The sequence below is a fragment of the Anaerotalea alkaliphila genome, from assembly GCF_010179735.1.
Taxonomy (GTDB): Bacteria; Bacillota; Clostridia; order Lachnospirales; family Vallitaleaceae; genus Anaerotalea; species Anaerotalea alkaliphila.
In genome coordinates this window covers 16047-27340 of the sequence record NZ_JAAEEH010000037.1, presented here as the reverse complement: position 1 = coordinate 27340, position 11294 = coordinate 16047, and the positions used below count along the sequence as shown (strand labels likewise).

Here is an 11294-nt window from a genome sequence, read left to right as displayed (position 1 = left end):
CGGATCACCGGCTAACATCCGCGAGTTGGTACAATCGTGAAGAACCACATTTGGAGCAACTGGAGTTCGTCTCTAGTTGCTCTTTTTTGATTGCTCCAAATGTGATACTTCACTTATGAATTATAGCCCTTTTTTCTGGAGAAATCCATGGGGCCTGGCATTTTTGAACGCCTGCCTTCCGGCGGCGTTCCTCTCCTGGAGGGGGACCTGCCGGAGGGTCTTCTGCACCACCTCCCCGTCCACCAGGACCTCCAGGACCTTCTCCTCCTTGTCGAGGGGCCGGATGTCCAGCAGCCGGTCCCCTTCCCCCAGCCGGACCAGTGAAGCGCCCTGGGCGGTCTTCTTCATCACGGGGATGCCCGAAAGGGGCACCCGGAGCAGGTATCCCTTCTCCGTCAGGACACCCAGGGTCTCCTGGCCTTCCTCCAGGGGCAGGACCCGGCAGAGGCCATCCCCCTCCTGGAGCCTGCAGGCGCTGGTCTTCTGCCGGTTGGTGGCGAACTCCGACGCCAGGACCTTCTTCACCAGGCCGGAACGGGTGGCAAACAGCAGGATCCCCGCCTTCTCCAGGGTGTCCATGTGGAGGACCTTCTCCTCCTGGACACCGGTGAGGACGGAGAGGGGCGTGCCTTTCCCTTGGACCCCGGCGAGGGGGATGTCCTCCACCTTCAGCCGGTAGAGGTTCCCCAGGCTGTCGAAGATGTAAAGGCACTGGTTCCGGTCGCAGGAGAAGGTCCGCAGACCGGGCTCCTCCCCCAGGCGGCCCCAGTGTTCCTCCTCCAGGGCCTTCACGTAGTTCTTACCGTCCACCACCACCAACAGTTTCCCCGCCGGCGCCTCCCTAAGGGGGGCCGCCTTCTCCAGGTCGGTGATTTCCGTGCGCCGGGGCCTGCCGTAGACCTTGCCGATCCGGCGCAGCTCCCGGATGACCTCCCGGTCCAGCTCTTTTTCGTCCCCCAGCAGGCGTTCCAGCCGGGCGATGGTTTCCAGGGTCTTCCTGTGCTCGGCCTCAAGCTCCAGGGCCTCCAGCCCCACCAGCTTCTGCAGCCGCATCTCCAGCACCACCCCTGCCTGCCGGGGGGTGAAGCGGAATTTGCCCGCCTGGGCTTCCAGCTTTTTGGTCCGGAAGCGGATGCCTGCGGTATCCCCGGTCTCCAGGCACTTGCGGACCGCCCGCACGTCCTGGGCCCCCCGGATGGCTTCCAGCACCGCGTCCAGGGAGGCGTAGGCCGCCAGCAGCCCCTCCTCCACCTCCTTCTTGTCCCGGGCCTTCTCCAGCAGGTTGTCGAACCGGGCGGTGTAGACCTCCCGCTGGAAGGTTGCGAAGGCCTCCAGGGCGGACAGGAGGTTGAACTGTTTGGGCCGGTGGTCCAGGAGGGCCAGCATCTGGACCCCCATGACGTCCTCCAGCCGGGTGTGGTGGAGGAGGGCCTGGATGGCCGCCTCCGGATCGGTCCCTTTCTTCAGGACCAGGATGATCTCCACTTCCCCCCGGGAGCTTTCGTCCCGGATGTCCTCTACGCCGGGAAGCTTCCGGTCCTTCACCAGGACCTCCATGGCCTCCAGCAGGGCCCCTTTTCCCCCGGCCAGGGTGTGGGGGATCTCCCGGACCACGATGTGGAGCCGGCCCGTCCGCTTCTCCTCCACCACCTCCATCCGGGCCCGGATCCGGACCCGGCCCTTCCCGGTGGCGTAGAGCTCCTCCAGTTCCTTCCCGTTGGCCACGATGCCCCCCGTGGGGAAGTCGGGTCCCGGAAGGATCCGCAGCAGCTCCCGGAGGGTGATGTTCCCGTCCTTCAGGTAGGCGGCCGCGGCTTCGCAGACCTCCCTAAGGTTGTGGGTGGGGAAGCTGGTGGCCATGCCCACGGCGATCCCGGTCATGCCGTTCACCAGGGCGTTGGGGAATTTGGCCGGGAGGTACCGGGGCTCCTTCAGTGTCTCGTCGAAGTTCCCGTCCATGGGCACCACGCCCTTCTCCAGGTCCTGGAGCATCTCCATGGCCAGGGGCCGGAGCTTGGCTTCCGTGTAGCGCATGGCTGCGGCCCTGTCCCCGTCCAGGGAGCCGAAGTTCCCGTGCCCATGGACCAGGGGCTCCTCCATGGAGAAGTCCTGGGCCATGCGGACCATGGCGTCGTAGATGGAGCTGTCCCCGTGGGGATGGTACTTGCCCATGGTGTCCCCCACGATCCTGGCGCTCTTCCGGAAGGACTTCTCCGGCTGGAGGTTCAGCTCCTCCATGGCGTAGAGGGTCCGCCGCTGGACAGGCTTCAGGCCGTCCCGGATGTCCGGCAGGGCCCGGGCGGCGATGACGCTCATGGCGTAGTCTATGTAGGATTGGCGCATCTCGTCCTCGTAGTCCGCGGTGACGATGTTCTGGTTGCGCAAATCCGGAAAGCTTTCTTTCTTCTTCACAATGTCTCCTCCTGGACCCTATAGGTCGATGCTGGCGTTCTCCGCCTCCTGCTCGATGAATTCCCGCCGGGGGGGCACCTTGTCCCCCATGAGCAGGGTGGTGGTCTCCTCCGCCCGGGCGCCGTCCTCCACGGTGACCCGCTTCAGGGTCCGCTTGGCCGGATCCATGGTGGTTTCCCAGAGCTGCTCCGGGTTCATCTCCCCCAGTCCCTTGTAGCGCTGGATCTCCACCGTGTTCCGGTTCACCCCCTTCAGGAACCTGTCCAGTTCCCGCTCGTTGAAGATGTAGGCCTCCTTCCGTCCCGCCTTCACCTTGAAAAGGGGCGGCATGGCCACGTAGACCTTCCCCGCCACCAGCAGCTCCCGCATGTGCCTGTAGAAGAAGGTGAGCAGCAGGGTCCGGATGTGGGATCCGTCCACGTCCCCGTCGGTCATGATGATGACCTTGTCGTACTTGAGCTTGTTTAGGTTGAAGTCCTCCTGCCGCCCCTCCCCGAAGAGCCCCTCCCCGAAGCCGGTTCCCAGGGCGCTGATGATGGTGGCAATCTCCTTGTTCTCCAGGATCTTCCCCAGGGAGCAGCGCTCCGTGTTCAGGACCTTCCCCTTCAGGGGAAGGATGGCCTGGTAGCGCCGGTCCCGGCCCTGCTTGGCCGACCCGCCGGCGGAATCCCCTTCCACCAGGTACAGCTCCGTCAGGTGGCCCTTGGCCTCGTTCAGGCTGTACCTGCAGGAGGCCAGCTTCCCGTTGGAGGTGATCCTGGACTGGTTCTTCAGAAGGTTGTTCCGGGCCTTGGCTTCGTTCTTGCGGAGCTGGTTGTACCGCAGGGCCCCCTCCACGATCTTCTCCACCGCCTCCATGTTCCGGTCGAACAGGGGCTCCAACTCCCGGAGGCAGATTTCGTTCACGGCGGACTTGACCTCCGGGTTACCCAGCTTGGTCTTGGTCTGTCCCTCGAACTGGGGGTCCGGGACCTTCACGGAGAGGATGGCGTTCAGTCCGTTGCGCACGTCCTTCCCTTCCAGCCCTTCCTTGCCCCTGCCCCCAGAAATCTGCCGGGCGTACCGGTTCACCAGGCGGGTCAGGGCCATCTTGAAGCCCACCACATGGGTGCCTTCCTCCTGGGTGTGGATGTTGTTGCAGAAGGAGAAGATGTTCTCCGAGAACTCCCGGGCGTACTGGAAGGCCACCTCCACCTGGACCCCGTCCTTCTCTCCCCGGAGATGGAAGATGGGCTCGTGGAGCACGTCCTTGTTCCCGTTGACCTCCCGGATGAACCCCAGGACCCCGTCCTCCTCGTGGTAGACCGCCTCCTCCTCCTGCCCCTCCAGCAGGCAGGAATAGTGCAGGGCCAGGCCCCGGTTCAGGTAGGCCATCTCCTTCAGCCGCTTCTTCACCACCTGGGGCTTGAAGCGGATGGATTCGAAGATCCCCTCGTCCGGCAGGAAGTTCACCGTGGTCCCCGTCCGGCCGGTCCTGCCCGCCGGGGGCAGGGTGCCGTCCACAAGGGCTGTGGCCGGCTTGCCTCCGTCCACATAGCTGTCCCGGTAGATCCTGCCGTCCCGGTGGATCTCCACGTTGAAGCGGACGGACAGGGCGTTCACCACCGAGGCCCCCACCCCGTGGAGGCCTCCGGAATAGCCGTAGGCCCCCTTGTCGAACTTCCCCCCGGCATGGAGCACGGTGAAGATGATCCTGGCGGTGGAGATCCCGTTGGGATAGAGGGACGCCGGATAGTCCTTGGTGTTCCCGTGGAGGTCCACCGGCACGCCGCTCCCGTTGTCGGCCACGGTCACGGACCCGTCCTTCTCCAGGACCACCCGGATCTCGTCGCAGACCCCCGCCAGATGCTCGTCCACGCTGTTGTCCAGGATCTCCCACAGCAGATGGTGCAGCCCCCGGGAGCCCGTGTTTCCGATGTACATGCCCGGACGGAGCCGGACCGGCTCCAGCCCTTCCAGCACCTGAATGTTCTTGCCCGTATATTCCCTTGCCATAAGAACCCCTTTCCTTTCGTACGTATGTTCTTCCCCCATTATAGACCGTTTTTCCTGAAAATCAAGAAAAAAAAGGACCCTCCTAGAATTTCAAGGAGATGTCCATTGCTTTTACCGAATGGGTGATGGCTCCGCAGGAGATCACGTCCACGCCGGTGGCCGCCAGTTCCCGGACCCGTTCCAGGGTCACGTTGCCGGAGGCCTCCACCAGGGCCCGGCCCCCGATGAGGGCAACCGCTTCCCGGATGGCGGGCAGGTCCATGTTGTCCAGCATGATGATGTCCGCCCCCGCCTCCAGGGCTTCCGCCACCTGCTCCAGGGTCTCCGCCTCCACCTCCACCTTCATGGTGTGGGGGATCTTCTCCCGGGCCGCGGCCACTGCCTGCCGGATGCCTCCCACCGCCTGGCTGTGGTTGTCCTTGATCATGACGGCGTCCGAGAGGTTGAACCGGTGGTTCCGGCCGCCCCCGTCCAGGACCGCCGCCTTGTCCAGGATCCGAAGTCCCGGGGCCGTCTTCCGTGTGTCCACGATCCGGGCTTTGGTGCCGGCCGCAGCGTCCACCAGCGCCCGGGTGGCGGTGGCGATGCCGGACATCCGCTGGAGGATGTTCAGGGCCGTACGCTCCCCGGTGAGGATGGCCTGGGCGGGCCCCTGGATGTGGGCGATGCAGGCGCCCGCCTCCACCCGTTCCCCGTCCTTGGCATGAAGGGTCACGGCCACCTCCGGGTCCAGAAGGGCGAAGACCCGCACGAAGATCCCCAGTCCGCTCAGGGTACCGGCCTCCTTGGCCAGCAGCCTCCCCCATGCCTGGTCCGTGGGTTCCAGGAGGACCTGGGTGGTGATGTCCCCGTAACTCACATCCTCGTCCAGGGCGTTCTGTATGATCCTGTCAATATGTGCTTGTAGCAGCATGCCGTTCTCCCTCCACATTCCACTCTTGCAGCAGGGCCCTGGCCACCTGTTCCATGACCTGCCACTGGTTGTACTGTTCCATGGCCTCCTGGTCGGGGACCTCCCCCCGGCACTCCCGGGCCTTGGCCCCCGCCTCCGCCAGATGTCCGGCGAAGTCCAGGAGGGCCCGGTTGTCCCGTCCTCCCAGGAACAGGGCCGCGAAATCCTTCTTCAGTGGATCGACGGCCGTCCTGGCCATTCCCTTGGAGCCTGCCGGAACCTTTCCCCGGCTCTCCTCCATCTCGTCCCGGGACAGGGTCATGCTGATCTTGGCCGCGATCCGGTTGGCGAACACCAGCGCCTCCAGCAGGGAGTTGCTGGCCAGCCGGTTGTGTCCGTGGACCCCGGTGTTGGCGCACTCCCCGCAGGCGTAAAGCCTGGGCACGCTGGTGTTCCCCCGCAGGTCGATCTCGATGCCGCCCATGAAGTAGTGCATCATGGGGGCCACGGGAATCCAGTCCCGCTCCGGGTCGATCCCCCGTTCCATGCAGTGGGCATGGATGGTGGGGAAGTGCTCCCGGAAGAAGCCCGGGGGAAAATGGGTGGCGTCCAGCCAGACATGGCTGCTCCCTTCCCGCTCCATCTCCCGGAAAATGGCCTGGCTCACCACGTCCCGGGGGGCCAGCTCCATCTGGGGATGGGTCCTTCCCATGAAGCGCTTCCCTTTGGCGTTCCGCAGGTAGGCCCCTTCCCCCCGGACCGCTTCGGAGATCAGGAAATGCTCCCCCTCGCTGCCGTCCTGGAACACCGTGGGATGGAACTGGACCTTCTCCATGTCCCTAAGGCGGGCCTTGGCCCTGTGGGCCATGGCGATGCCGTCCCCGGTGATGGTGGGGTCGTTGGTGGTGTTGCCGAAGGCCTTGCCGATCCCCCCGGTGGCCATGACCACGGTCCTGGCGTAGAGGTACCTCCGGACACGCTTCCCGTCCTCTTCCCATTGGACGGCCACCCCTCTGCAGACGCCCTTCTCCAGCAGGAGCTCCTCCACGAAGGTGTTTTCCTTGAACCGGATGTTCTTCCGGCTGCGGGCTTCCCTGTAGAGGGCTTCCAGCACGCTCTTGCCCGTATGGTCCTTGCAGTGGAGGATCCTGTGCCTGGAATGGGCCCCCTCCATCCCCAGGGCGTAGCTTCCGTCCGCTTCCCTGTCGAAGGCGACGCCGGCCTCCTCCAGGGCCAGGATGTTCTCGAAACCTTCCCCCACCAGGATCCGCACCGCCTCCCGGTTGTTGCTTCCGTGCCCGCAGACCATGGTGTCCTCCTTGTGGAGGGCCTGGGTGTCCCCCGTCCCCGGCACCACGCAGGCGATTCCGCCCTGGGCCAGATAGGAATTGGAGGCCATATAATCTTTTTTGGTTACCACCAGGACCCGCAGGTCTTCCCGGATCCGCAGGGCCGTGTAGAGTCCCGCCAGGCCGCTGCCCGCCACTATCACATCATAGGTTTCGTGCATCTCATCCACCTTCGCTTCGATATTCATTCTCTTCCGTTTCAGACAATCCAGCTGTCTTGTCACTTTAAACTCCAATATACCACAGCTTTCCGGTGATTTCAATTCCTATTTGCTCCGGACTCCCGGGCATTTTTTTCACAAATCCCTTGAGTCCCTCCCCCTCCTGTACTATAATGGAAATAATGCAAACAAACGGAAGGAGCAACCCATGGTTCAAAAGAAAAGCTTGTCCATTCCCTTGCTGGTCCTGCTTGTGCTGTCGTTCCTCGTCTCCGCCCCTGTGGTGCGCGGAGCCGAACTCCCGGCCCGGGAGGCGGTCCCCGTACCCGACGGGGACTTCACCATGCTGTCCGGCGCCTATCTGCTGATGGACGGGGAGACCGGGGAGGTCATCCACGAGAAGAACGGCACCGCCCGGCGGTACCCCGCCAGCATCACCAAGCTGCTGACGACCCTCCTGGTCCTGGAAAACCTGGAACTGACGGATGAGGTGCCTTTTTCCCGTCTGGCGGTGATGAGCATCCCCGTGGGCAGCAGCCACATCGGCATGCGGGAAGGGGAGGTGCTGACGGTGGAGGAGGCCCTCCACGCCCTGCTCCTGATGTCCGCCAACGAGGTGGCCAACGCCCTGGCGGAACGGGTGGGGGGCACCATGGAAGGCTTTGCGGAGATGATGACCCAGCGGGCCAAGGAGCTGGGGGCTGTGGACAGCCATTTCGTGAACGCCAACGGCCTCTCCGACGAGGACCACTACAGCACCGCCTACGATGTCGCCCTGGTCGCCCGGGAACTGCTTGGACACCCTGTTTTTCTGGAGTTCATGGGCCACCACTTTTACAGCATCGGGCCCACCAACCTGGAGAGCGAGAGCCGGAACCTGTACCAGCAGCACAAGCTGCTGAACCCCCAGAAGGACAGCTCCCTTTTCCGGGAGGACGTGATCGCCGGCAAGACGGGCTACACCAGGATGTCCGGGAACACCCTGGTGACCGTGGCCCGCCGGGAAGGACGGACCCTGATCACCGTGGTCCTGGAGTCCACCGGCCAGATCTACGAGGAGACCTGCAAGCTGCTGGATTACGGCTTCAGCCTGGTGGAGACACCCCCAGTTCTGCCGGAGACGGCCATGAGCCGGCCCGCATCCCCTTCCTCCAGCGAACGGGAGCAACCCCGGACGGCCCTGTTGTCCCTGGAAACCTCCGCCCCCCTGTATCTCCGGGCGGATGAAGACCTGGCAGGCATCCGGACGGAGACGGACCTGCCCCCGGTCCTGGCTTCCACCGTGGGGACCGGGGACGTGGCGGGAATCGTTTCCTATTACTATGGGGACCGCCTTCTGGCCACCAGGAACGTGGTCGTGTACGGATGGGAAGAGGACGGCAGGACCGCCCTCTCCTCGGGCGGCAAAAGCCCGGGGGGGAGCTCCTTCGGTGGCTCCCTCCTGGGCCTGGGGCTGAAGCTCCTGCTGGGGGGCGCGGCCCTGTTCCTTCTCCTGTTCGCCTCCCATGTGCGGAGCAAGAGGCGGCAGCTCTACTGGCGCCGCCGCCGGACCGGCAGGTCCACCACCTACTACTGAGTTGGGCGGGTGGTACGAGGGGACGGTTCTTCCGTACCAATGCGGAAAAAGCAGCTCCGCCACGTTTGAGCACCGATTTCTCATGGAAGCGTTCCTGTAATGGAACAAAAATGCAGGCCCCTCGAAAAGGGGCCTGCATTTTTGTTCCGACTGCGTGATGCAGGGGGACGGTTCTTCCGCATCATTGTTGTTTGCTGGGGTTGGAAACCGGTTCTGCATCCTGTTCCATGTCCGACTGGATTTCCTTTTCCATGGATCCTTGGGCCTCCTGCCCTTTGCCCAGGAAGGAGGGTAGTTCCATGCCGGCCATCTGGAAGAGGTCGTTGATGGGGGGGATGGACTTGACCATTCCGGACAGGAAGTTGGCCGTGGCAGGGGCCTGGCCCTTGCCGCCGGCGCCGCCGTCCCAGACGGTTACCTTGTCGATCTTGATGTTCTTGATGGCTTCCACCTGGGTCTTGACCAGCTCCTCCATCTTGTCCGCCAGCAGCAGCCGGATGGCGTCGTTGGCGTCCCCGCCCGCGGCCTTCACCAGTTCCGTGAAGCCGGAAGCCTGCTTGCTGAGGATGGCCTGGATGCCCCGGGCCTGGGCCTCCATCTTGGCGTAGATGGCGTCCGCTTCCCCGTTGGCCCGACGGCGCATCTGCTCCGCCTCGGCCTCGGCCTGGATCTCCATCTCCCGCTTCTGGATTTCCGCGGTTACGATGATGTCGGCTTCCTTGGTGGCCTTCTCCCTGTCCGCACGGACCAGCTCGGCATGCTTTTCCGCCTCGTAGGATTCCTGGAGGGCCTTGGCCGCCTGGACCTTTTCCGCCGCCATTGCCCGCCGCAGGGCTTCCGCCTCCCGCTCCCGCCGCTCGGAATCCGAGTTGGCGATGGTGACCTTGGCCTCGTTCTCCCCGCGGATGGCCAGGGAGTCCGCTTCCGCCACCTGGATCCGCTCGTCCTGGTTGGCCTGGGCCTGTCCGATGGAACCGTCCCTGTTCTTCTCCGCCACGCTCTTCTTGGCGTCGTTGATGGCCTTGGCCGCGGCCTCCTTGCCCAGAGCCTCGATGTATCCCGATTCGTCCTTGATGTCCGTGACGTTCACGTTGATCAGCCGCAGGCCGATCTTCTTCAGTTCCGACTCCACGTTCCGGGAGACGGCTTCCAGGAACTTGTCCCTGTCGGTGTTGATTTCCTCGATGTCCATGGTGGCCACCACCAGACGGAGCTGTCCGAAGATGATGTCCTTGGCCAGGTCTTCGATCTCCAGCTGTTTCAGCCCCAGGAGACGCTCGGCCGCATTCTGCATGATGCCGGGCTCCGTGGAGATGCCCACGGTGAACCTGGAGGGCACGTCGATCCGGATGTTCTGCTTGGAGAGCGCGTTGCGCAGGTCCACGTTGATGGAGACCGGGGTCAGGCTCAGGTACTGGTAGCTCTGGATCACCGGCCAGATGAAGGAGGCGCCCCCATGGACGCACCGGGAACTATGCTGGCCTTCCGCCGTCCCCTTCCCTATTTTCCCGTAAATGACCATGATCTTGTCCGAGGGGCATTTGCGGTACCTGGACAAAAGGGCGACCAGGGTTGTGAATACGACTACGATCAGCACGGTTACCGCCACAAGCAGTTCAAAATTCGCCGGCATTTCAATTTCCTCCCATTTTCCTTACCATGACTTCGTTGTTGCCCAAGACGGATACCACTTGGACCAGGGTGCCTGTTCCCAGACGGTCTCCTTCGTCGGTGACCGCCTCCACTTCCGTGAGCCTTCCCTGGATGGTGACCATGACCTTGCCACGGCCCTTCCCCGCTTCCGGTATGGGGATGTAGACCTCCCCCACCTGCCCCACGGCATTTTTGATCTGCAGGTTGCCGCTGGCCTGGAGCTTGGTCATGCTGTAGAACAGCAGGGCCACCAGGAACATGGCCCCCAAGCCGAAGGCCGTGGCCAGGAGGAACACCAGGATGCCTGGGAGCCTCCCGGTCAAGGCCGCTCCGGTCCAGCCGAAAACGGCGAAGAAGGCCACCATGCCGCTGATGGTGAAGAACCGGAAGTCCCCCAGGAAGAACTCCTCCCCGGCCTCCGCCCCTTCCATGCCCTCCATGCCGCCCGTGTCTCCCCCCAGCTGCCCGTCCATGTTCACGTCGCCGGGGCCTTCCCCCAGCCCGGTGACGGCCAGGAACGTCTGGATCAGCAGGACCGCCGTGGCCGGCACCGCAAAGAAATAAAAGATCTGTTTCATCAAGGGCATCGCTGCCCACCATTCCGCCATGATAACTCTCCCTTCCCTCGTAAGGAACGCTGTTCCGTTTGCCTATGGCCGCTTCAGGTGCATCTCCTCTTCCGGGACGCCGTCCAGATGGTTCAAATGGCGTGCGTAGGCGAAGAAATAGTCCGCCAGCCGGTTCACGTACCGGTAGTCTTCCGGGTAGTCCAGGCCCTTGTCCAGGACCAGGTGCACGAATACCCGCTCCGCCCGGCGGACGATGCTGCGCACCACCTGGGCGTAGGTGGCCGCCGGACCTCCTCCGTAATAGAGGAAGGAACGCAGGGGGCCGGTGCCCGACTCCATCCTGTCGATGGCCTCCTCCAGGGCCCGGGTGTCTTCGGGGGTGATGGACACCTGGCGGAAGTTGCCGGAGATGTCCGTGCCGATCCTGAAGCAGGCGTACTGGATCTCCTTGAGGGACTCCCCCTCCTTCCCCGCCAGGCTGCGCAGATGGCCGACGGCTGCGTTCACCTCGTCCACCGCCCCCTGCAGCTCGATCCGCCAGTCGGCCTTGGAGACGCTCTCCCCCATCCAGCTGCCGGTGTTGCCCTGGTCCCCGTTCTTCGTGTAGATGCTCGAATGCTTCTCCATCTTTCCCTCCCTAGTACAAAAACCGCCTGCCAAAGGACCCTGTGAGGCCCCTTGCACAGG

Annotated in this window: 8 protein-coding genes; 1 reads left to right on the top strand and 7 read right to left on the bottom strand. The window is 63.8% G+C overall.

All coding sequences use genetic code 11. The annotated features are described in order from the left end of the window. Positions 1–120: 120 nt before the first annotated feature. The 4 genes from GXN74_RS11680 to nadB form a co-directional block, all read right to left on the bottom strand. Positions 121–2412: a DNA topoisomerase (ATP-hydrolyzing) gene (locus GXN74_RS11680; RefSeq protein WP_162371123.1), complete on the bottom strand. Its 2292-nt coding sequence runs from the start codon at positions 2410–2412 to the stop codon at positions 121–123. An 18-nt stretch (positions 2413–2430) separates the two neighbouring features. Continuing rightward, positions 2431–4407, bottom strand: coding sequence for a DNA gyrase/topoisomerase IV subunit B (locus tag GXN74_RS11675; RefSeq protein ID WP_162371122.1), 1977 nt, complete (start codon positions 4405–4407; stop codon positions 2431–2433). 82 nt (positions 4408–4489) lie between these two features. Continuing rightward, on the bottom strand, positions 4490–5320 hold the full coding sequence (nadC, locus tag GXN74_RS11670; protein WP_162371121.1) for a carboxylating nicotinate-nucleotide diphosphorylase: 831 nt from the start codon (positions 5318–5320) through the stop codon (positions 4490–4492). Then, positions 5298–6836 carry an L-aspartate oxidase gene (gene nadB / locus GXN74_RS11665; protein WP_162371120.1) on the bottom strand — a complete coding sequence of 513 codons (1539 nt, stop codon included), beginning with the start codon at positions 6834–6836 and terminating at the stop codon, positions 5298–5300. Before nadB ends, nadC begins: the two co-directional genes overlap by 23 nt. 181 nt (positions 6837–7017) lie before the next feature. On the opposite strand from nadB, the gene GXN74_RS11660 reads away from it, so the two are divergent. Beyond that, a complete protein-coding gene (locus GXN74_RS11660) occupies positions 7018–8385 on the top strand; it encodes a D-alanyl-D-alanine carboxypeptidase family protein (protein ID WP_162371119.1) in 1368 nt (455 codons plus the stop codon). Positions 8386–8566: 181 nt separating this feature from the next. Here the strand turns inward: GXN74_RS11660 and GXN74_RS11655 are convergent, their stop codons facing one another. From GXN74_RS11655 to GXN74_RS11645, 3 genes are read right to left on the bottom strand one after another with little or no spacing between them, the layout of a single operon-like run. Then, the gene (locus GXN74_RS11655; protein ID WP_162371118.1) at positions 8567–10018 is read right to left on the bottom strand and encodes a flotillin family protein; all 1452 of its coding nucleotides are present in this window, start codon (positions 10016–10018) and stop codon (positions 8567–8569) included. Between the two features lies 1 nt (position 10019). Beyond that, the gene (locus tag GXN74_RS11650) at positions 10020–10646 is read right to left on the bottom strand and encodes an NfeD family protein (RefSeq protein WP_162371117.1); all 627 of its coding nucleotides are present in this window, start codon (positions 10644–10646) and stop codon (positions 10020–10022) included. A 42-nt stretch (positions 10647–10688) separates the two neighbouring features. Beyond that, a complete protein-coding gene (locus tag GXN74_RS11645) occupies positions 10689–11234 on the bottom strand; it encodes a cob(I)yrinic acid a,c-diamide adenosyltransferase (protein WP_162371116.1) in 546 nt (181 codons plus the stop codon). Positions 11235–11294 lie beyond the last annotated feature (60 nt).

Coding starts and splice junctions, on each gene's coding strand:
- GXN74_RS11660 (WP_162371119.1), top strand. CDS start 7,018: ATGGTTCAAAAGAAAAGCTTGTCCATTCCCTTGCTGGTCCTGCTTGTG.
- GXN74_RS11675 (WP_162371122.1), bottom strand. CDS start 4,407: ATGGCAAGGGAATATACGGGCAAGAACATTCAGGTGCTGGAAGGGCTG.
- GXN74_RS11655 (WP_162371118.1), bottom strand. CDS start 10,018: ATGCCGGCGAATTTTGAACTGCTTGTGGCGGTAACCGTGCTGATCGTA.
- GXN74_RS11650 (WP_162371117.1), bottom strand. CDS start 10,646: ATGGCGGAATGGTGGGCAGCGATGCCCTTGATGAAACAGATCTTTTAT.
- nadC (WP_162371121.1), bottom strand. CDS start 5,320: ATGCTGCTACAAGCACATATTGACAGGATCATACAGAACGCCCTGGAC.
- GXN74_RS11645 (WP_162371116.1), bottom strand. CDS start 11,234: ATGGAGAAGCATTCGAGCATCTACACGAAGAACGGGGACCAGGGCAAC.
- nadB (WP_162371120.1), bottom strand. CDS start 6,836: ATGAATATCGAAGCGAAGGTGGATGAGATGCACGAAACCTATGATGTG.